Origin of the sequence: Oceanobacillus luteolus, from assembly GCF_042678205.1 — a bacterium.
GTDB lineage: Bacteria > Bacillota > Bacilli > Bacillales > Amphibacillaceae > Oceanobacillus > Oceanobacillus luteolus.
Genome location: NZ_JBHUDE010000009.1, coordinates 107,038 through 128,291, shown reverse-complemented (window position 1 = coordinate 128,291; position 21,254 = coordinate 107,038). Strand labels below are relative to the sequence as shown.

Below are 21,254 nucleotides of genomic sequence, written 5' to 3'. Positions count from 1 at the left end.
ATGAATGTTTGACGAAAATGTGGGAAAGTATCGGCTTTTATTGTCTCTATTCGTTTAAAACCTTTATTTTATATCTCATTCTTTTATAATTTAATTTTTTTATCAAAACATGTTGACATAATTTAAAACCTAGTGTATTATAAATCTCGTTGACAATTTTGGCGGCGTAGCTCAGCTGGCGAGAGCGTACGGTTCATACCCGTGNCGTTGACAATTTTGGCGGCGTAGCTCAGCTGGCGAGAGCGTACGGTTCATACCCGTGAGGTCGTGGGTTCGATCCCCTCCGCCGCTATATACCAATCAAAAGCAAAAAAGACCGTTCAGGGACTGACAAGCTGGACTGAGGTGCAGGAAGATAAAGGAAACATGGCGAGGTAACGAGNCCCGTGAGGTCGTGGGTTCGATCCCCTCCGCCGCTATATACCAATCAAAAGCAAAAAAGACCGTTCAGGGACTGACAAGCTGGACTGAGGTGCAGGAAGATAAAGGAAACACGGTGAGGTAACGAACCGATGTTGACTTATCGACCGGAAGCTCAGGAAGTTTGCGCAGTCCCTGGTCTTTTTTTGCTAGNAACGAGCCGATGTTGACTTATCGACCGGAAGCTCAGGAAGTTTGCGCAGTCCCTGGTCTTTTTTTGCTAGACGATAGAAAAGCTGAAGAGCGCGGTTAGGGACGGTCGAATTGGACCACGGCGCAAGGAAATAAAGGAAACACGACGAGGTACGAGCCGATGTTGACTTATCGACTGGAGGCGTGGGAAATTCGAACAGTCCCTGCGCTCTGAAGCTAGACATACCAAAAGTAAAAAGTTCTGCATCTTGGATGCAGAACTTTTTTTATTCTATCACTCTCTAATTAAACAAAACAGCAGGGCCCATCTTGGTAGATGAATCCTGCTGTTTCTCTATATAAGAGCATTATTATTTTCTAGACAGCAAACTTTTAGCCGCGTTTAGCACCTCGACCTCCGCGTTTGGACTCGGTATGCTTCTTCAGTGAGGCTAAGCGATCTTCCGAATCTTTCAAGAACCGACTCATTTTCGCTTCAAAAGTTTCCTGGCGTTCTTTCGGATTTCTTTGGCGAACTGGTCGTTCTTTTGCTTTCTTAATCGATAGACCAATCTTTCCATCCTTTTCGACATTAATTACTTTAACCTCGACAGTATCGCCGACAGTCAGATGATCATTAATGTCTTTAACATAGTTATCAGCTACCTCACTAATATGGACTAGGCCTGTTTTCCCTTTTTCGAGTTCAACAAACGCTCCAAAATTTGTGATTCCTGTAACCTTTCCTTGCAGCTTGCTGCCTACTTCAATTGACATAAAAAAAATGCTCCTCCTTAAAATTTTAGGTATACTTCTATTCTTAGTATATGGCTGTTAAGTTAAAGTGTCAATATGACGGGTCCCCATCTTGAAGCTTAAAAATCAATTCTCCCTTTTTTGTAAAGAAGTAATTGGTTCTCGCAATATCGAGGACATAACTTTCATCATTCAATAATTCGATTTCTTCCTTCAAATGTTCTTCTTGCCGTTTCAGTTCCGCTAATTCTTCTTGGAGTTTCTCGTACTCTTCCGTTTTTTCGGCATGTAAGATCCGCTGATTCCAATGATAGAATCCCATTGCTCCAATCATTAACATGATCACAAGAGAGAATAACACAAGACGTCGAATTAAACGCTGCCTTTTTCTTTTCTGTCTTTCTATGTAAGCGTCATACTGCTGCACATAATTCGAATCTAATCTTGTAACCGTTTTTCTTCTTTCCGACAATTACCCTACCTCCTTCTAAACGTCAGATACTCGATTCCTTTTTTCAGTTTAATTCTTATTGTACTATAAATTGGACTAGATTTGTGTAACAATTTCTTAAATTTTTCTGGTATAAAAGGCTGCAGCATACGACCAATCAGGAGGAAGGGAAATAGGATAACCTTAAAAATAAAGCCCAGTAACTTAATTACTATTTGAAAGAGGAAAATAATAACACTTGAACATACGAGAAAAATCCATTTCAACGGCATAATAATAAGTAAGATAAAAAGACGCTTGAAAAATTGAAAGATCGCCCGGAATATATCGATGACCCTTTCCAACAGACGTTTATATAATGTGTTTAATAACGCCTGATAAAAGGAAAAGCCCAACAGGCAAGCTAAGAATATATAAAGCCGGATTTCTCCCGCATTGACGAGGAATAAACAATAAAAAATAATAAGTGTCTGCAAAAGCCAAAAACTGATTTCCAGAAAGTAACTCGTTACTCTTTTTCCTTTCCAATGGACGGAGAATCGCCGGAATGTATCTTGGGCAATACCTAAATAGATTCCGCTCAACACCATAATGGCCATTGTAGCAAATTGGACGGAAAGAGTCATCGGAACAACTTGCTAAAGAACCCCTTAGCCTTCTCCCCATGGACTTCATCAATATAGGATAGTTCATAGATTCTGCCTTTTATTGTAACATTGCCGGAACTAACATCAAGATTCTTTAGTTGAAGGTTTTGTCCACGGATAATGAGATAGCCTTGTACAGTTTCCAAAAGAAACTCTTCGTTGTCAAAGCTATCCACTTCCTTGACCCCACTGATTTCAAGATTTTTACGATTCGTAAGCTTCACCTGATGCTCCATTTCCACCACTCGATTGCTATTTGAATAGTTCCCAAATTCGCCCATAAAAAAACCTCCTTCTCAATGTAAATTTATGAGTGGAGGGACAAGTATAGAACTAAATACTCGTTCTTATATTTTTTCTTCTTTCACTACGGTATACAGCGTTTCTGCTTCATCTTTTTTAACCGTTTCTCTCGTATCATTCACGCGTACCGTGACAACCTTTTGCCCGAATTGGATCGCCAAGGTATCCCCAGGAGTAATGGTGGTTGAAGCTTTCGCTGCACTTCCGTTCACCGTAATCCTTCCCTGATCAGCAACTTCTTTTGCAAGGGTCCGGCGCTTAATCAAGCGGGATACTTTGAGAAATTTATCTAAACGCATGGCTATTCCCTCCCTTTTGCTTCTTGCCAGTATTCTTCCATTTCCTCTAATGTTGTATCTTCTATCTCTTTGCCAGATTCTTTTATTCTTTCTTCCACATAGTTGAACCGGGAAGCGAATTTAGCGTTAGCCCGATTCAGTGCAACCTCTGGATTTATATCGTAGAAACGCATCAAATTGGCAGTAACGAATAAAACATCTCCAAATTCATCTTCTATGTCGACAGCATTACCCATGCTGATGGCTTCTTTCACTTCTGACAGTTCTTCTTCAAGCTTTTCCCAAACGTCTTCAACATCCGTCCAATCAAATCCTACCTTACTAGCTTTATGTTGAAGTTTGGCAGCTTTGGCTAACGAAGGTAAGTGCTTCGGTATGCCACCAAGCAATGTATCATGTTTCTTTCCTTTTTCTTGTTGTTTGAGCGCATCCCAGTTGGTAAGAACCTGATCAACTGAATCGACTTGTTCCTCACCGAACACATGAGGGTGGCGATGGACCATCTTATTAGTAATCGACCGGATGACATCATCAATCGAGAAGTATCCTTCATCGTCTCCAATTTGGCTATAAAGGACGATATGCATGAGAAGGTCGCCAAGTTCCTCAATGATATTGTCATCATCCTCATTATCAATTGCATCCATTAATTCATAGACCTCTTCAATCGTATATTCCCGAAGCGACTGATGGGTTTGCTTTTGATCCCATGGACAACCGTTCGGGCCTCGGAGTGTAGCCATCACTTCCACTAAACGGGAAAAGCGATGCGGCAGCTGCTCATGAATGACAGGAGGAACATACACACTCGTTAAATTGTTTACTTCCACTGTGCGATCCAAATCCTCTAGTGGCAGTTTCGTCAGCTTTTCGTGTTCCGTGCCTGCCGCCTCCACAATTGTCACTTCATAATCGGGAGGTAAATCCTCCAGTAAAGTCAATTTCACTTCTGATGCAATAAAAGAGTCATATACCTGACAAAATACCAGATGCTGCTCATAGTTTAACTGTCTCCGTTCAAAACTTGTCCCATCGACAAATTGGAAACCATCGATAGGGTCTATTTTCAGGGAAGTAAATAAAGCATCCAAATAACTTTGGCCGCCTGAAATTTCTACCTCGACTTCTTCTTGTTCGAGCAATAGTTGTACCGTTTTCTCTGCAAGCATCGGATGTCCTGGAACTGTATAGACAATTGAACTTTCCTTTGCTACTTCCAGCAACTGGGCAACAATCGTTTCATAGACTTCAGCAAAATTCGAAGTCTCCTCATATATGGCATCAAATGAATAAAATGAAATCCCTTCCTGCCTTAAGGTATCAATGACAGGGTGGTCCGTCGTCCGCGTATAAATTTCCTGCTGGGAATCCTTCAGTTTCCTATATACTCCTAGTGGCAGCTGGTTTATATCCCCAGCTCCTAACCCGATTACCTCAATCTTGCTCATTCTATTATCTCTCCTTATAGATGCGCATCAACAAACGTGAAAATGGTAACATCATAATTTCTGAACGTTTTAAAGCCTTTCCGCGAATTAAAATGAATATGTACATGCAGGCACCTGTGCTGGCAATTATTCCAACAAAAAAGAGTGCTCCGGCTCTTGAAAGTTCGGCCGGTAAAAATTGTTTAATAACAAAAATATAAAGGAGCATAGCGGAAGTGGCAAGAAATAGCGCTCGCCAATTAATGTATCTGGCAAATTGCAGGTTTGGCAATTTGCGCTTCAGTTCCAACAATACAAAACAGGAAAAGAACGCTAATCCAATAACAGTCGAAATGGCACTGCCGGTTATTCCATAAATAGGAACGAGCCATTCATTGCCAATCCAGTTCAGCATCACCGCGACCAGAATTAACAAGGCAGTCCGCTTCATATAGCCTAATCCTTGTAAGATAGTAGCACAAGTGATTCCAATGGCACTGAGTAAAATCGCGAGCATTAAAATCCTCAAATCAACAGTTCCTTTTAAATCCTGATACAACAAAATATTAGCTTCTGGCATGATTGCAATCAGCCCTGCTGTAGCGGAAAAAGCCAAGTAAAAGCTTATCGCAAGGCTACTGCGTACTTTTTGGTAAAATTCAATCGGATTTTCTTTTAATTTGCTCTTAGAAATCGATGGTATCATAGCAAGCGCGAACGAAGAACCGAGTACAGTTCCGAGTTGGATCAGTGGCTGTCCCCTGTCCAAAACACCTTTCTCCTCCATTGCCTCCCTTGGCAGTAAGCCGTATTCCTGTAAAGCTGGGATAAGAGTGAACGCATCTCCAAATTGGAATAAAAGTAATACCATATGATTAAGAGCAGCTACAAACCCCAATAAAAGGAGAGTCTGGATATAGTAGCGCCAAGGAATACGCTCGTTGCTAATTCGGGGAACTTCTTGCCGTTTCATAAAAATGAGAAGAATGAATATAGCAACGACCCCTCCGAAAATACTGGCAATTGCTGCACCTTCCCCAATCCGGTACATACTGACACCCTGTGCATTCACATACAGGGCAACTAGAATAATCATGAACACGCGGACAACCTGTTCTCCGACTTGGGAATATGCCGTTGGCTTCATTTGCAAGTGCCCTTGAGATGCTCCCCTTAATAAAGATGTAAAAGGAATGACTAAAAAACTCACCGCAACAATTTTGTATGCACGTGTTAAATTCGGATCCCCAACCCAAGTTGCCACATTTCCCGAAAAAACAAATAAAAGGGAAGCAATAATACCTACCATGAAGAAGAGAATAAGAAGAATAGGCAAGTAAAAATGATTCAGTGTGAGTTTCTGCTGTTTTCTTTTTACTTCAGCCGCGATATTAGAGATTGCGGATGGAAAACCATATAATGATAAAACAAGCGCCATCCCCAACAACGGATAAATTTGCTGATAGATATAAAATCCAACATCGCCTGTGAAGTTTTGGAGCGGTACCCGGTAGCCCGCGCTCAGTATCTTACTCAACATTCCTGCGATGGTCAGCAAAAACGCTCCTCGCAACAAACCCTTACTTTCACTCGTCATCCAATAAACGTCCCTTACGCAATAAATTTGAATATATTATACCATTAAATGCTAATCCATGTGTGAGCGTCAAAGAGCTTCCTTGTAATGGGAACATCAGACAATCTAAACGGTCTTGTTCTCATTAATGGTGACTATTTTGTTTTACATCAGACATTTTTAACTAGAAAAAGGTCAACCAGGACTGCCCTGATTGACCCAATGAAGTTATTCCATCTGTTTTCCTAAAAATATGGATGCTGTTTCTGAAACCTTCGCTTCGACATCTGTTAACTTTTGACCTTCTGTTGAGAATAATAATACACAGCCAATCGGATCGCCGTTCGCTACTATTGGGCTAAGACAATAAGATTCAAGCTCTGTTTCCTTACCGTCCAGTAATTCAAACGTCCCTTTATCCGTTTTAAGTATTTGGTTACGACCCTCAATAGCTTTTGTTACATCGGAACCAATCATTTTATTTAAATAGTCCTTTTTCGATTCACCAGCAACCGCAATTACATCATCACGATCACATATCAACACTGGTATTTTTAATGAATCAAATAGAGACTCTGCATATTCCTGCGCGAAATGTCCTAGTTCACTAATAGGCGAATATTTCTTTAGAATAACTTCCCCATCCCGATCGACGAATATTTCAAGAGGGTCGCCTTCTCGGATACGTAACGTTCGTCTGATTTCTTTAGGAATAACAACCCTGCCTAAATCATCAATCCTTCGTACAATTCCTGTCGCTTTCATACCATTCTGCCTCACTTTCAAGTAGAAAATACATTTACTAAATATCACCAGTGTTGGTGTTAGTATGAAGCAACATGGGATAATTATACATTATCAATAAATTTAGGTATCACGGTTTACATTCGCTAATTTTTTGATTAGTTCTTCCGCCACTTCATAGCGCTTCCGTTCGGTTTCTCTCGTCCATGTAATAACAATCTTCAATCTGTTATTCTCCGTTCCAAGCTGGACATTACGACCAAAACTGTTGGCCAATTCAAAGAGCTTGGCACCGTCTACCATTTGACTCCGATTTTCTTCCAACAACATTTCCAGTTGCTTTTTCTTCTCGGTGATAAATTCTACCCTCTCTTTGCGGCCATGCAATCGCAGTTTCGATACCGTAAATAGATGTTCCACTTCTTCTGGATAATCACCGAAACGGTCAATGAGTTCGTCCTGTAGTTCGGAAATATCCGCTTCTGATTCGATCGTTTGAAACAGTTTATAAATATCAATCTTCTGCTTGCCGTCCGGGATATAATCTTCTGGGATATAGGCATCGATTTTTAATGAGATCTCCGGATCAAACGGTGTGATATCTTCTATTTCCTTGCCCTGCTTTCGAGCATCGATTGCATCTTTCAACATCTTCGAATAGAGGTCATATCCAACAGAATCAATGAATCCGTGCTGCTGCGAACCAAGCAAGTTACCTGCCCCACGAATGGATAAGTCTCGCATAGCAATTTTAAAACCGGAACCGAGCTCTGTGAATTCTTTGATGGCCTGTAAACGCTTCTCCGCCACTTCACTAAGGATTTTGTCCTTCTTGTAAGTGAAATACGCATAAGCTACCCGATTCGAACGACCGACCCGGCCCCTCAATTGATAGAGCTGGCTTAATCCCATTCGATCCGCGTCGTTTACAATCAACGTGTTCACATTGGGAATGTCTACTCCAGTCTCAATAATCGTCGTACTTACCAAAACATCAAATTCCCCTTCAAGGAAGTTTAAAATTACATTTTCCAATTCTGATTCGCTCATTTGTCCATGTGCAATCCCAACTCGGACACCATCGACGAGCATACCGACATCCCTAGCTACTTTATCGATATTTTCAACTCGGTTATATAGGAAAAATACTTGTCCTCCTCTGGCCATTTCACGTTCAATGGCTTCCCGAACCAAGATGGGATTATATTCCATGACATAAGTTTGGATCGGAAATCGATTTTCTGGTGGCGTCTCAATGACCGATAAATCACGTACACCTAACATGGACATATGCAATGTTCTCGGAATCGGTGTCGCCGTCAGTGTAAGCACATCGACATTGATCTTTATCTGTTTAATTTTCTCTTTATGTTTTACACCAAATCGTTGCTCTTCGTCGACGATAAGTAAACCTAAATCAAAATACTCCACATCTTTAGATAACAAACGATGTGTCCCGACTACAATATCAACTGTTCCTTTTTTAAGTCCTTTTAATGTCTCCGTCTGCTGTTTTCTTGTTCGGAAGCGGCTCAGTAACCCAATGTTGATCGGGTAATCCTGGAATCGCTCTCGAACCGTCTCATAATGCTGTTGAGCCAGTATGGTTGTAGGCACAAGGAAAGCCACTTGTTTTCCATCCATAATGGCTTTGAATGCTGCACGGATAGCAACTTCTGTCTTTCCATATCCAACATCCCCACAAAGCAAGCGATCCATTGGTCGAGCCTTCTCCATATCAGCTTTAATTTCTTCAATACATCGGAGTTGGTCTTCTGTTTCCTGATAAGGGAAGGAAGCTTCAAACTCCCGCTGCATTTCCGTATCTGGAGAAAAAGCATAACCTTTCTTCGCTTCCCGTTCGGCATAGAGCTTAATAAGTTCATCCGCAATATCCTCTACATTCGATTGCACACGGCGTTTTACCTTCGTCCATTCTGTTCCACCAAGTTTATAAAGCTTTGGTTCTTTCCCTTCTGAACCGACAAACTTCTGGACTTGGTCAATTTGATCAATAGGGACAAAGAGCTTATCGTCTCCAGAATATTTAATAAGCATATAATCATTATGCATGCCGTTCATTTCTAATGTTTCAATACCTAAATATTTCCCGACTCCATGGTTCGTATGAACGACGTAATCGCCGATATTCAGCTCTTGATAGCTTTTAATCCGCTCAGCATTGGAAATTTTTTGTGTTTTACGTTTTCGTTTCGTCTGCTTTTTAAATAACTCGTTTTCGGTGATGATGACCAATTTATGCATCGGCAATTCAACTCCGCTCGATAAGTTCCCAACAACAATTGTAGGCTTGGAAACCGGGAGCTGTAATTGTTCAGCCACTACCGCCTCAATTTGATAATCCTCTAAAATGGCATGGACTTTCTCTCTTCGCTGTTCATTAGGCACCAATATGAGTACCGATGAAGCTGATTTTTCCCAACGCTGCAATTCGCTTTTGAATAAATGCATCTGACCGTGAAATTCTTGCATGGCCCGTGATGAGAGATTAATGATATTTTCGGGTTGGGTATTCGGAATATGACGTAGAAAAACAGACATGTAAATACGCTGTTGTTTCATTTTCTCCAGAACAATCTGCCAATCAAAAGAAAAACGGCTGTCTTTAACCATGCGATTGGCCTCTAAGAGACTGCTATACCATTCAGCTTCTTCTGTATCCAAGTTTGTTGCGGTCTCCTGAATTCTGCCCATTTCTTCCAAAACAATCAGACCATCATCTGGTAAGTAATCTAGTAAACTCTTAGGACTTTCATAGAAAAATCCGATATATTTATACATTTCCTGAAAGCGTTCCATATTTTTCAAACGACTAATATCATGTTCAATCGTTTCTACAAGTTCCTCTTTGCCCGACTTTGATGTTTTGTTCTTCAAAGTTTCTGCCAACGCCTTTTCAATCCGCTCTGCTGCAGACAGCAGATCTTCCTGTGTAAGGAGAAGTTCTGTCGCTGGGCCGATATTAATTTCCGTAATTCTTTCTAATGAACGCTGTGTATCCGCATCAAAGAAACGAATAGAATCGATTTCTATATCAAACAACTCAATACGAACAGGGTGCTCTTCTGTAAGTGGATAAATATCAATAATTCCGCCTCTTTGACTGAATTCCCCAGGGGCCGTGACCATTTGTGTACGCTCATAACCCATTTCTACTAAAAAGGAAAAATAGGCGTCTACATCGATTTCTTCTCCCTCTTTAAACTTCAGTTGATATTTCAACCAGTCACTCGGACTTGGAAGTATCCTTTTTAAAGCAGCAATAGGGGCAATCAGAATGCCCGACTTTCCTTTCGACCAGGCAGTAAGCGCCTCAATCCGCTGACTTCTTAACTCAGGGCTCGCTGTAGCAATTTCAGATGCTATCAACTCATTTACCGGATAAAGGTGTACCCGGTCTTCCCCGACTAAATCTGTGATGTCATCATAAAGCTGCTCGGCTTGCAATAGTTGATGAGTCACTAACAGTACCGGCCGTTTAGTTGATTCATTAATGGCAGAAACGAGCATGCTTCTAGCAGGACCAGCTAATCCCGCTACAAGCTGCTCCTTCATGCCATTGGATATCCCGTCCAGAATCGTCTGGATATCCTCTTTTTCCTGTAAAAATTGATGTATTTCCCTCATGTATACCACTCTACCTATTTCAAAATAAATGCAAAAAACGCTTTGGTCCAACCACCAAAGCTGTATAGCCTAATGTATAAAATAATCGAGTTCATGATAATGCGGATGTTCTTGCAGGGTATCCTCACATGCATCACAAATCGCAAAAATTTTTATATTACCGTCTTCTTGATACTTCAACATTTCTTGTTTTTCCTTTGCTGTAAGTTGATCAATACCGAGTAGGGCGGCATCCAGTACTTGTTCCTCTAGTCTGCCAATCTCTTCCTTACAATGTCTGCATTGATAGATAATCGCCACGTATATCGCCTCCTCAGAGTCTATAAATAAAGTTTATCCGATTCAGCATCGTTTATACGTGAGCGTTCACTTAACTGTTGTAATCATTCATCACTTCAAGGAAACTTTTGCCCTTTATCCATTCTTCACAAGCATCAGCTGCTTTTCCAATACTATCTTGGATTACATCTTGCTCTGATTTCGCAAAATTAGCGAGCACATAATCGACGATAGGCATCGCATTTGTCGGTCTGCCAACTCCAAATCTGACCCGATTAAACTCTTTTGAACCGAGATGTTCAATGAGGGAGCGCATTCCATTATGTCCTCCATGCCCACCTTTAGCCCGAAGTCTAATCTTCCCAGTCGGCAAATCAAGATCATCATAAATTACAAGAAGATCCTCCGAATCGACACCATAATAGTCCATTAACGGGCGAACAGCATTTCCTGATAAATTCATGAAGGTTTGCGGTTGCAAAAAGATAACCTTCTCCCCATGAACCATTTCCATGGCATAATCTCCGTTGAATTTACTTTTATCCAATTTTAAATCATGACGTGCAAGCAGTTCGTCAATCACCAAAAACCCAATATTATGTCTGGTTTTATGATATTTTCTTCCCGGGTTGCCTAACCCAACTATTAATTTCATGTTATACTTCCTCATTTACTATTTTGTCGGCTTTTCGCGTAACTGAATTTTCTAAATTCTATCGAGTCACGTTTTCGGGATAAAAAAAGACTAAACAAGCCCTCCTAACACAACATCTGATATGTTCTTGATAGGAGGGTTGTTCTCTAGTATATATGCAACTCTTGGTAATTATTCGTTCTCTTTTTCACCATCAACAAGTTCAGGCTCTGCATCTTCATCAACTTCCGCAGGCTCTCCTGAAGAAGGCGCTACAATTGTAACAACTGTAGTATCCGGCTCATCGACATATTCGAATTTATCGGATTTTGGCAGATCTGCAACGGAGATCACATCACCGATTGCCAATTCTGTCACATCGACTTCAATTTCCTCCGGAATATCAGCAGGCTTCACTTTAATTAACAATTCGTACTGTGCAAGCTGTAACACACCACCATCTTTAACGCCTACAGCTTCCCCTTCAACACGGACAGGTACGGAAACTTCCATTTCCTCACTCATATCAACCACATAAAAATCTGCATGGATTAATGAATTTTTAATCGCATCCATTTGATATTCATGAAGCATAACATCTGCCTTCGTGTCATTTTCGATTTCCAGTGTGATGATTGCGTTTCTTCCTTCATCACGTACAGTTTTTAGTAGTTCAACACTATCAACCGCCACCGTTTTCGGCTGTTTATCCTTTCCGTAAACAACTGCTGGGACTTGTCCCTCGTTTCGAAGTTGTTTCGTTACTGATTTACTTAAATCATCTCTCTTAACTGCCTTAAGTTTTACTGCCATCTTCATCATCCTCCAAAAATTTACTATTAACCACACCAACGTATGCTTACTAACCTTTGGTAGCTGAATCTTACACATGTATCTTAAGTCGAGCTAAAAAAACGTTTTGTACTATCTAGTAATCATGGAAAAACAACCATAGATATATACCTTACTGCAAAACCTCCGAAATTTAATCAAACAATATACTTACGGATTGTTCTTCATGAACGCGGACAATCGCCTCTCCAATCAATGGAGCAACGGATAATACACTGATTTTATCCACTCGTTTTTCTTCTGGGAGTGGAATACTATTCGTCACAACCAACTCCTTGATTTGGGATTTTGAAATCCGTTCAATAGCTGGTCCTGATAATACTGGGTGTGTACAACAAGCATACACTTCTGTAGCTCCATTTTCAATTAAAGCGTCTGCTGCGAGCGTAATCGTTCCACCAGTATCGATGATATCATCAATTAGAATGGCAGTCTTGCCTTCTACATTCCCGATAATATTCATAATTTCTGCGACATTTGGTTTTGGTCTTCGCTTATCAATGATACCAATAGGTGTTTTTAAACGATCGGCAAGTTTTCTTGCACGCGTTACCCCACCATGATCAGGAGATACAACAATAACATCTTGGAGATTCTTCTCTTCGAAGTAATCAGAGAGGATTGGTACCCCTTGTAGGTGATCGATTGGTACATTGAAGAACCCTTGAATTTGTGGCGCGTGTAGATCAAGTGTAATGACCCTGGTAGCTCCTGCTGTTTCTAGCAAGTCAGCAACCAATTTCGCTGCGATCGGCTCTCTTGAACGTGCTTTTCTATCCTGTCTTGCATAACCGTAATAAGGCATAACAATATTGATTGATTTAGCGGATGCACGCTTCAAAGCGTCAATCATAATTAGTAATTCCATTACGTGGTCATTGACCGGTGCAGAAGTGGATTGCAACACGTATACTTCACTTCCACGTATACTTTCTTCAATATTAATCTGTACCTCACCGTCACTAAACCTTGATACAGTACATTTTCCTAAGGAGATCCCGATATGATCTGCGATTTCTTGTGCCAATTTAGGATTTGAATTAAGTGTAAATAACTTTAGCGATCCGTCCTCATATTTCGATGCCATTAAAATAACCCTCCGTTAATCTTTTTTTCCTTTGTTTCCCTTGAGTCGCTCTGCATAATTCTCTTTATTCGTCTGTCTTGCTCTGGCGATGGATAATGCATTGTCAGGCACATCTTTATTAATGGTAGAACCTGCAGCAACATATGCCCCTTCACCGATGGTAACCGGTGCAATCAAGTTCGAGTTGCAACCTACGAATGCATTGTCTGCTATTTTGGTTAAATGTTTATTCTGTCCATCATAATTAACTGTTATCGTACCACAGCCTACATTTACATTTTTCCCGATTTCTGCGTCACCTATATAGCTTAAATGGGAAACTTTACTTTCATCACCGAGGGTAGCTTTTTTAAGTTCAACAAAGTTGCCGACTTTTGTGTGATTTCCTACTATTGAATCTGGGCGGATATGTGCAAATGGGCCAACTGACGTTTCACTTCCAATTTTACTATCATGTACCACACTCTGTTTGACGACCGTATTTTGACCGATATGCGCGTTAATAAGTTCACTATTCGGTCCAACCACAGCGTCTGATTCAATTGTTGTTTTTCCTTGGATTGTAGTTCCCGGGTGAATCGTCACATCTTGTTCGATAACGACATCCGGACCGATATATGTCTGTTCAGGATCAAGAATGGAAACGCCATTACGCATATGCTTTTCGTTGATCCGTTTCTTCATAATACGTTCTGCTTCTGAAAGCGCAACCCGATTATTTACCCCGAGTGTCTCTTCAAAGTCAGAAGTCAAGTAAGCTGTAACAAGCTTGTTATCATCTTTCATAATTTCAATGACATCCGGTAAATAATATTCACCTTGGACGTTGTCATTAGATACTTTTTGAAGTGCTTCAAACAGATGTGCATTATTAAAACAATATGTACCTGTATTTATTTCATTGACGAGTAGCTCTTCTTCGCTTGCATCTTTATGTTCGACAATCCGCTCTACTTGCTGTTCCGCATTCCGAATAACCCTCCCGTATCCAGCAGGGTCAGGAGTATCAGCTGTTAGAATTGTTGCACTTGCCCCTGATTGTTCATGGTGTTCAACTAATTTACGGAAGGTTTCTCCTGTAATGAGTGGTGTATCCCCACAAGCAACAATAGTTGTCCCTTCGGCATCTTTCAGTAAATCCTTCGCTTGTAGAACGGCATGGGCTGTACCCAATTGTTCTTCTTGAATCACAAATTCCGTTTGTGCTCCAATCTCTTCTTTTACTTTCTCAGCACCAAAGCCGACAACAGTAATCGTTTTATCTAAGTTAACGGCATTCAAATGATCTATAACATGCTGAACCATTGGTTTTCCGACTACAGGGTGCAGCACTTTATAAAGCTTTGATTTCATCCGAGTACCTTGCCCTGCAGCAAGAATGACAGCATAGCGTTTCGTCATAAAGAAACCTCCAATATTCTTCTAATTGTCCACTTTAAAATATATCGTAAACGTATAAGGATTTCAAGGGATTGCGGGAATATGCAAGTGTTTTTTTATGGAAAGGAAAGGAGGACAAAAAAGAGGCTAACCTATGTAAGATTAGTCCCCCCCTGTTTATTTATGGCCGATTTTAGGAAGCGCCTGCTTCTTCGAATTCGACTTCACTTTCTCCTGATTGTCGGTACGCCTCAAGTACTGCGTCCTGAATTTTATTTCTCGTATTAGAATTGATTGGATGGGCAATATCTCTAAATTCTCCATCCGGTGTACGTTTGGACGGCATCGCTACAAAAAGCCCATTATTCCCATCAATTACACGGATATCATGGACTACAAATTCCTGGTCCAAAGTAATAGATGCGATCGCTCTCATTCTGCCCTCAGTATTTACGCGGCGCAATCTTACGTCAGTAACTTCCACGATGTTTCACCACCTTTTCCCATTTGAACTCTATTTCTATAGTTCAACAAAAGTCTTAAAATTCCTGCTTTTATTTTAAAAAAGTTTCTTTTTGGTTAAAAAAACTTTCAAAAAAGGGAAAAGGCAACTATTTTAGGGGAATTATTATCTATAATTCCCCGGAATGATCTCCATTTTCTTTTCTTCAGGATCAACATGTGAAATTTTAATAAGCGATGTATAGTTGGTAACCTTTCTTTCTTCTTCTTCATCGTCAGCTTCCGCAAATACACCAATCGCTTTTACCTCTGCATCAAACTCAGCAAGCAAATTCATAATACCAGTTATCGTTCCGCCTGCTTTCATGAAATCATCGATGATACAAACCTTAGACCCTTCTTTAAGGCTGCGTTTTGCAAGCACCATCGTTTGAATCTTTCTGGAGGAACCTGAAACATAATTAATACTTACTGAAGAACCTTCAGTCACTTGCGGATCTCTTCTGGCAATGACGACGGGGACATTCAAAAATGAAGCTACTGCATAAGCAAGGGGAATTCCTTTCGTCGCTACGGTGACAATGGCATCAATCTCTAGAGAAGCAAAACTGGAAGCAAAGATACGGCCAATTTCCCGGACTGTCTTCGGGTCGCCTAGCAAATCACTCATATATAAATATCCACCCGGTAAAATACGATCAGGATCCTTCAATATTTCACAAAGGCCTTGAATGAATTTCTCATTTTTTCCCTCTGTGTTTTTAGGAATGAATCGTACTCCCCCACTAGCTCCTGTCGTCCGATGGAGATATCCTATACCTTGCTGTTCAAATACATCATGTATAATATCTAGATCTTCACTGATGGAAGATTTGGTTGTATTACATAAATCCACAAAATAAGGTAATTGGGTATGTGTATGGGGATTTTCTAGAAAATATTGGGTTAACACGATCAAACGGTTACTTCTTTTCATTTCTACACCTCAAAACCCGTATATTTTTATCTAAATATACCATTTTCATCCGTATTTAGGCAATAATTATCCTAAAAGACGGACTAAATAAACTTCATCACAAAATCCCCGCATCCCATTATAAATCCGCTTTGCTTTCTGATGTTGCTGGACTAAACCATAAACTGTAGGGCCTGTTCCACTCATCAGTACACCAGGAGCCCCTAAATTCTTCATAGAATCTTTGATTCGTTTCACTTCTGGATGCAATCCCATCGTAATCGATTCTAAAGAGTTTTCGATATGCTTGCATATCCCTGAGAAATCCCTGTTATAAAGCGCTTCAATAAGGGCGTCGTTATCCGGATGGACCAATTCATCCACATTCACATGCTGAAAGATCGTTCGAGTGGAAACACCAATATTTGGTTTTGCCAGAACGACCCAACACGGTGGTGGAGAAGGTAATTTTTCAATGATCTCTCCGTATCCTTTAGCAATTGCCGTCTCCCCGTAAAGACTAAAAGTGGCATCTGAACCACATTTCGCTGCAACAGGAGCAAGCTCAGAAAGCTCCAAGTCTAGATTCCATAAGCGGTTAAGACCACGCACAACAGCCGCAGCATTCGTACTTCCTCCCCCTAAACCTGCAGAGACTGGAATGTGTTTATCAATTTTAATGTGAACGCCTTTTTTAATACCAAATTTATCTTTAAATACTTTCGCTGCTTTATATGCCAAATTCCGTTCATCGTTTGGTACGTAACGGCTTTCTAATGAGATTTCAATCCGATCGTCATCAAGAGAGGTGAATTCCAGGCGATCTGCTAAATCAATTGTTGTCATAACCATTTCCACATCATGATATTCATCCGTTTCCCGTTTACGCAATACATCAAGGGATAGGTTTATTTTTGCTGGTGCTTTCTCTATGATTGTCATGATCTTCACCTGCTTAAATAAAAAGTTAAACAAATTGTACCATAATCGATAAATAGTGGCGACTTCTATGGTAATCACCCAATAGCTAGTATATCTATAAAGAAAAAAAGACAAACCACCTATGGTTTGTCTTTTCCGATACTTTCCTCCGCCATTTGAATGGCTCGCTTCACCATATTACCGGCGTCTCTGGCCTTAATCCCGCCCCAGCCTTCTTGTTTCACCGTGTCGTAAAATCCTAACTCTTTGGCAATTTCTTCTTTCAACTGGTCTGACATAACTCCTCTACGCCTTCCCATGAAAAAACAGCTCCTTTTTGTTATGGCATTTACGACACCCTTAGTTTAACCGATTGTGCATCAGCAACTCCCGGAAGCTTACGGGAACAAAGGGAAAGTTTAGCACAAAAGCGAAAGCGCCTGTTTTAACCGATAAGTTTTATATCTAGGCACGATATTTATGTAAATAACAAATAGAAACACCAAAAAATAAAGCAGTAGGTAATCTACTGCCTTCATGTATATTTCTCTATTTCTGATCTAAAAATTTAAGTTCAACAGTCTCTGTAAGTACGTCTGCATAGCTATAAGAAACACGTTCGAATGCATTTTCGTCTTGATCGAGCTCAACGATGAACACAGAAGGATAAGTTTCCGCCAAAACACCGGATCTAACAATTGTTTTCTTTCTGCCGCCGTTTGCTTTCAATTTCAAACGCCTTCCAATTCGGCAATCAAGACCTTGCTTAATTTCGTTCAATGTTTTCGCCAATAGACTCCACCTCACTGTAATTTATTATAACACAGGCTTGTTCGGTAGTCAAATGAAACTAAATATTATAACAGCATACCAATTTACCTGTCAACAATAATATTTTGGCTATTACACGTATTATTTCTAGTTGTTAACTTTTTATGTATGATTTGACAATATTTATTCTGTATCCTACTTTCATACTATAGTATGGACTAAATATATAAATACTATGTAACGGGACAAGGCTTACCCAGTCCCTAAATCGTCAAAATTCCTTGATATTTTCATCATCAGGTTGATCTGTATGCTCTTCTGCCTCTTCAATGAACGGTAGTCCTGTCCGCAAAAGACCGCGGGTCTCAATTCCTCCCATGCCCTTCTCACCTGTTAGTGTATTCCGGACGGCATCGGAGACATTAACACTCTCCATAAACGGTGTATAAGCTATTTTTGCAGCAATATAAACTGGATCTAGAGCGTGGATATTAATCCGATAAGGAGAGCTGGCAAAGTTAGCCCCAGCTCGAATCATTGACTCAAAATGAGATTGACAAGCACCAGCAAAAATGACTAATTGATCTAGATGTGGATTGACCCTTCTTGCTTCTCGGACCGTTTCCACAAAGTATTTGGAATTACGATAAGCACGTAAATCTTTCTTTTCCCCTTTGTTTTTAGAATAGGAGTCATGACCTGTAATGACAATGATATCAGGTTGGATTCTTTCAATAAGCGGACCAACGGCCTGTGGCATTTCTTTTTCCGACAAATGCACTCCATGGACATGTAAGCCTATGCGCTGATATAGGCTGATACATTTTCTTAAATATATTAGGTCACCATCTAAATGCAACACCTTCGCAGGCAGTTGAAAATAAGATAAATTCCGTTTGTATCCACCACTGATCTGGTGCGTCTTTTTCTCTCGCATCAACTGATAATCTTGACGGAACAACCGATATGAAAACTCTTCTTTTTCCTTTGACTTCTTTTGTATTTTTTCCAAGTCTGTTCGAACTGCAATGGTTAAATCATCGAGCGGAGCATCCGCTTCAAGACGTAATTCGACTCCAAGGAGCTGTACAATCTGTTTATCTACATTTGAGACTCGAAATACAATATCATGGTTATATGACTTCCTTGTAACGATATCTCCAATTTTTATATCCATCTACACACCTCAATCGCCCAGGATTACTTCTATAGGCTATGTCAAAAGGATTGAATTTGTGCTTATACCCAAAATATATCTAACCTGCCTCACCATATCGGTTGGTTCTGAACCAATTTCCCAGTCTTTTTAAAAGCGGTGACTCCGTAATGTATGAAAATAATTGAACGGAACACACTATGGCTAGTGCTTGTTGGCATGAATATACTTAGGAGGTTTAATATGGGGATATTTAGTGGGAATCCAAAAGAACAACCGCTGCATTATGGTGAGGTATTTGGAATATGGTCGTATTTAATGACAGCTAAAGGTACAGTCGCCGCCAATCAAACGCAATATAATCACGCAGGAGATGAAGATCTTAAGAAGATGTTAGAGGAAGCCATTCGTTGCAGCCAGGAGGAAATTAAGCAGATTGAAGCTCTTTTAAAGGTAAACGGCGTAGGACTGCCTCCAACGCCTCCAGAAAGGCCACACGCCCACGCAGAGGATATTCCTGTTGGAGCAAGATTTGCAGATCAGGAAATGGCAACAATGCTCGGAGCACAGAATTCAGCTGGTTTAGTGGCGTGCAGCACCATCATGGGAGAATCTATTCGTGAAGATATTGCTATGATGTTCGGTCAATTCCACATGCAAAAAGCATCCTTTGGCGGTAAACTCTTACGTATGATGAAGGAGAAAGGTTGGATTGTACCACCACCACTTCATAATTATCGGTTAGAAGATCATTAACATATGTTAAATCGAAAAACGGCAGTACGCTAAAAGCGTACTGCCGTTTTTCGTTTATCCATTTATTTCCTCATATAGCCCGTCCGCTAACCTTGCAAACTCCTCGATCGTTAGAGATTCGCCTCTGCGACCACCGTCAATCTCCACACGGTCCAACACTTTTTGCAATGTTTCCTTATCCATCTCTTGCAAATGATTTGCTAAATTATTTCTTAACGTCTTCCTTCTCTGTGCGAAACTCGCTTTCATCACACCAAAAAAGAAATCCTCATCTTTCACAAGAACAGCCGGTTCATCCCGTAATTCAAGTTTAAGTATGCTGGATTCAACGTTCGGCTGCGGATTAAATACCGTCTTAGGCACATTCATCACAACTTTGGCATTCGTATAGTATTGAATGGCAATAGTTAATGAACCATAACTTTTTGTATTCGGTTTAGCAGCCATACGTTCAGCTACTTCTTTTTGGATCATAACCGTAATACTCTCCAGCGGCAACCGATCGCGAAGCAGTTTCATCAAGATTGGGGTAGTAATGTAGTAAGGCAAATTAGCCACGATATGAATCGGCTGATTTTCTTCAAATTGTTCTTTGATCACTTGGTGCACATCAGCTTTTAATATATCTTGATGGAGTACTTCAATATTGGAATAATTCTGCAACGTATCCTGTAATATCGGGAGCAAGCGCTGGTCTATTTCGAAAGCAACAACCTTATCTGCATGGATAGCCAATTGTTCAGTCAAAGCACCTATTCCTGGTCCAATTTCAATGACACCAGCAGACTTATCTACACCTGCATGCTTTAATATATTCTCTAAAATATTTGGATCAATAATAAAATTTTGCCCAAGACTCTTTTTAAATGCAAAACTATATTTTTTTAAGATTTCTTTCGTCCTGGATGGGGTTGCGATAAATTTAGTTGACATCTTCATCCTCCTGTTGGATGGCTTGCACCGCCGCTTCAAACTCTTCTTTCGTTATCTGAAACTGATTCAGTCGTTTCAGTAGTTGTTTACCATTAGTATGTCCGATTTGTAAATATTCACCAAGCCTACGTCTTCGTTCATGAGCCTCATTCACACCAATTAAACGATACTTGATCAAGTCACTTTTTGTAATATCACCTTGTTGCTGTTCCGTCAGTTCATATACCTTACTGAGAGCTTGACGTATCGCTTCTGGACTAGCATGTTCGATACCTAAGCTATTGTTATGGGGATTCTTTGCTCTAGCCTCATTTTGGGTAAGGAAAGCATGTTTGCAGCCAGGAACCGCTTGATCTACGATATGCCGGATACGTTCACCAGGATAATCAGGGTCTGTAAAAATAATTACTCCACGCTTTTCTTTAGCATGACGTATCCGATTGATAATTTCCTTATTGATTGCAGATCCATTTGTTTCAATTGTATCTGCTTCAATCGCCTGATTAATTTTTGCCGTGTCGTCTTTTCCTTCAACGACGATAATTTCTTTAATCTTCAAGTTCTTTCCTCCTACCACAAAAGCGTAAGCACCCTCGCAGGCTAAATTCGCGACATATGCTCAGCACCTGCGGCTATTCCACGAACAGCTTTAAAGAGTAGTAATA

General features: G+C 40.4%; 23 protein-coding genes and 1 tRNA gene. 2 read left to right on the top strand and 22 right to left on the bottom strand.

The window, feature by feature from the left end:
- Positions 1 to 218 precede the first annotated feature (218 nt).
- Positions 219 to 292 (top strand) — tRNA-Met (locus ACFSBH_RS03170).
- A 653-nt stretch (positions 293 to 945) separates the two neighbouring features.
- Here the strand turns inward: ACFSBH_RS03170 and ACFSBH_RS03165 are convergent.
- The 20 genes from ACFSBH_RS03165 to yabG all read right to left on the bottom strand — a co-directional run bounded on the left by ACFSBH_RS03165 (position 946) and on the right by yabG (position 18,921).
- Positions 946 to 1,329, bottom strand: coding sequence for a S1 domain-containing RNA-binding protein (locus ACFSBH_RS03165; protein WP_251517009.1), 384 nt, complete (start codon positions 1,327 to 1,329; stop codon positions 946 to 948).
- A gap of 70 nt (positions 1,330 to 1,399) precedes the next feature.
- Entirely contained in the window at positions 1,400 to 1,780 is a 381-nt protein-coding gene (locus tag ACFSBH_RS03160) for an FtsB family cell division protein (protein WP_379596015.1), read from the bottom strand.
- Between the two features lie 5 nt (positions 1,781 to 1,785).
- Positions 1,786 to 2,385 (bottom strand): spore cortex biosynthesis protein YabQ, encoded by a 600-nt coding sequence (gene yabQ / locus ACFSBH_RS03155; RefSeq protein WP_379596013.1) that lies wholly within the window; start codon positions 2,383 to 2,385, stop codon positions 1,786 to 1,788.
- The gene (gene yabP / locus ACFSBH_RS03150; protein WP_251517013.1) at positions 2,382 to 2,687 is read right to left on the bottom strand and encodes a sporulation protein YabP; all 306 of its coding nucleotides are present in this window, start codon (positions 2,685 to 2,687) and stop codon (positions 2,382 to 2,384) included. Before yabP ends, yabQ begins: the two co-directional genes overlap by 4 nt.
- A gap of 66 nt (positions 2,688 to 2,753) precedes the next feature.
- On the bottom strand, positions 2,754 to 3,008 hold the full coding sequence (locus ACFSBH_RS03145; RefSeq protein ID WP_251517015.1) for an RNA-binding S4 domain-containing protein: 255 nt from the start codon (positions 3,006 to 3,008) through the stop codon (positions 2,754 to 2,756).
- Positions 3,009 to 3,010: 2 nt separating this feature from the next.
- On the bottom strand, positions 3,011 to 4,456 hold the full coding sequence (yabN, locus tag ACFSBH_RS03140; protein WP_379596010.1) for a bifunctional methyltransferase/pyrophosphohydrolase YabN: 1,446 nt from the start codon (positions 4,454 to 4,456) through the stop codon (positions 3,011 to 3,013).
- A 4-nt stretch (positions 4,457 to 4,460) separates the two neighbouring features.
- Positions 4,461 to 6,032 carry a putative polysaccharide biosynthesis protein gene (locus ACFSBH_RS03135; RefSeq protein WP_251517019.1) on the bottom strand — a complete coding sequence of 524 codons (1,572 nt, stop codon included), beginning with the start codon at positions 6,030 to 6,032 and terminating at the stop codon, positions 4,461 to 4,463.
- 207 nt (positions 6,033 to 6,239) lie between these two features.
- Positions 6,240 to 6,776, bottom strand: coding sequence for a stage V sporulation protein T (gene spoVT / locus ACFSBH_RS03130; protein ID WP_251512785.1), 537 nt, complete (start codon positions 6,774 to 6,776; stop codon positions 6,240 to 6,242).
- Between the two features lie 102 nt (positions 6,777 to 6,878).
- Entirely contained in the window at positions 6,879 to 10,403 is a 3,525-nt protein-coding gene (mfd, locus tag ACFSBH_RS03125) for a transcription-repair coupling factor (RefSeq protein ID WP_251512788.1), read from the bottom strand.
- A gap of 69 nt (positions 10,404 to 10,472) precedes the next feature.
- The gene (locus ACFSBH_RS03120) at positions 10,473 to 10,703 is read right to left on the bottom strand and encodes an anti-sigma-F factor Fin (RefSeq protein WP_251512790.1); all 231 of its coding nucleotides are present in this window, start codon (positions 10,701 to 10,703) and stop codon (positions 10,473 to 10,475) included.
- A gap of 70 nt (positions 10,704 to 10,773) precedes the next feature.
- The gene (gene pth, locus ACFSBH_RS03115) at positions 10,774 to 11,337 is read right to left on the bottom strand and encodes an aminoacyl-tRNA hydrolase (RefSeq protein ID WP_379596006.1); all 564 of its coding nucleotides are present in this window, start codon (positions 11,335 to 11,337) and stop codon (positions 10,774 to 10,776) included.
- Between the two features lie 171 nt (positions 11,338 to 11,508).
- On the bottom strand, positions 11,509 to 12,129 hold the full coding sequence (locus ACFSBH_RS03110; RefSeq protein ID WP_251512795.1) for a 50S ribosomal protein L25/general stress protein Ctc: 621 nt from the start codon (positions 12,127 to 12,129) through the stop codon (positions 11,509 to 11,511).
- 172 nt (positions 12,130 to 12,301) lie between these two features.
- A complete protein-coding gene (locus ACFSBH_RS03105; protein ID WP_251512797.1) occupies positions 12,302 to 13,255 on the bottom strand; it encodes a ribose-phosphate diphosphokinase in 954 nt (317 codons plus the stop codon).
- A gap of 15 nt (positions 13,256 to 13,270) precedes the next feature.
- Positions 13,271 to 14,656, bottom strand: coding sequence for a bifunctional UDP-N-acetylglucosamine diphosphorylase/glucosamine-1-phosphate N-acetyltransferase GlmU (gene glmU, locus ACFSBH_RS03100; RefSeq protein ID WP_379596003.1), 1,386 nt, complete (start codon positions 14,654 to 14,656; stop codon positions 13,271 to 13,273).
- A 172-nt stretch (positions 14,657 to 14,828) separates the two neighbouring features.
- On the bottom strand, positions 14,829 to 15,119 hold the full coding sequence (gene spoVG, locus ACFSBH_RS03095; protein WP_251512802.1) for a septation regulator SpoVG: 291 nt from the start codon (positions 15,117 to 15,119) through the stop codon (positions 14,829 to 14,831).
- A gap of 144 nt (positions 15,120 to 15,263) precedes the next feature.
- Complete coding sequence (gene purR, locus ACFSBH_RS03090; RefSeq protein WP_379596001.1) at positions 15,264 to 16,073, bottom strand: pur operon repressor; 810 nt, start codon at positions 16,071 to 16,073, stop codon at positions 15,264 to 15,266.
- Positions 16,074 to 16,139: 66 nt separating this feature from the next.
- Positions 16,140 to 16,994, bottom strand: a complete 855-nt coding sequence (gene ispE / locus ACFSBH_RS03085; protein WP_379595999.1) for a 4-(cytidine 5'-diphospho)-2-C-methyl-D-erythritol kinase — start codon at positions 16,992 to 16,994, stop codon at positions 16,140 to 16,142.
- Positions 16,995 to 17,113: 119 nt separating this feature from the next.
- Positions 17,114 to 17,293, bottom strand: a complete 180-nt coding sequence (locus ACFSBH_RS03080; protein WP_251512808.1) for a small, acid-soluble spore protein, alpha/beta type — start codon at positions 17,291 to 17,293, stop codon at positions 17,114 to 17,116.
- 229 nt (positions 17,294 to 17,522) lie between these two features.
- Positions 17,523 to 17,765 (bottom strand): biofilm formation stimulator Veg, encoded by a 243-nt coding sequence (veg, locus tag ACFSBH_RS03075; protein ID WP_251512810.1) that lies wholly within the window; start codon positions 17,763 to 17,765, stop codon positions 17,523 to 17,525.
- A gap of 250 nt (positions 17,766 to 18,015) precedes the next feature.
- On the bottom strand, positions 18,016 to 18,921 hold the full coding sequence (gene yabG / locus ACFSBH_RS03070; RefSeq protein ID WP_379595996.1) for a sporulation peptidase YabG: 906 nt from the start codon (positions 18,919 to 18,921) through the stop codon (positions 18,016 to 18,018).
- Between the two features lie 222 nt (positions 18,922 to 19,143).
- On the opposite strand from yabG, the gene ACFSBH_RS03065 reads away from it, so the two are divergent.
- Positions 19,144 to 19,656: a DUF3231 family protein gene (locus ACFSBH_RS03065; RefSeq protein ID WP_251512814.1), complete on the top strand. Its 513-nt coding sequence runs from the start codon at positions 19,144 to 19,146 to the stop codon at positions 19,654 to 19,656.
- A 54-nt stretch (positions 19,657 to 19,710) separates the two neighbouring features.
- On the opposite strand, the gene rsmA is transcribed toward ACFSBH_RS03065, so the two are convergent.
- Both rsmA and rnmV read right to left on the bottom strand, forming a co-directional pair.
- Positions 19,711 to 20,589: a 16S rRNA (adenine(1518)-N(6)/adenine(1519)-N(6))-dimethyltransferase RsmA gene (gene rsmA / locus ACFSBH_RS03060; protein WP_379595994.1), complete on the bottom strand. Its 879-nt coding sequence runs from the start codon at positions 20,587 to 20,589 to the stop codon at positions 19,711 to 19,713.
- A complete protein-coding gene (rnmV, locus tag ACFSBH_RS03055; protein ID WP_379595992.1) occupies positions 20,579 to 21,148 on the bottom strand; it encodes a ribonuclease M5 in 570 nt (189 codons plus the stop codon). The genes rsmA and rnmV overlap by 11 nt, the downstream gene beginning before the upstream one ends.
- Positions 21,149 to 21,254: the final 106 nt, after the last annotated feature.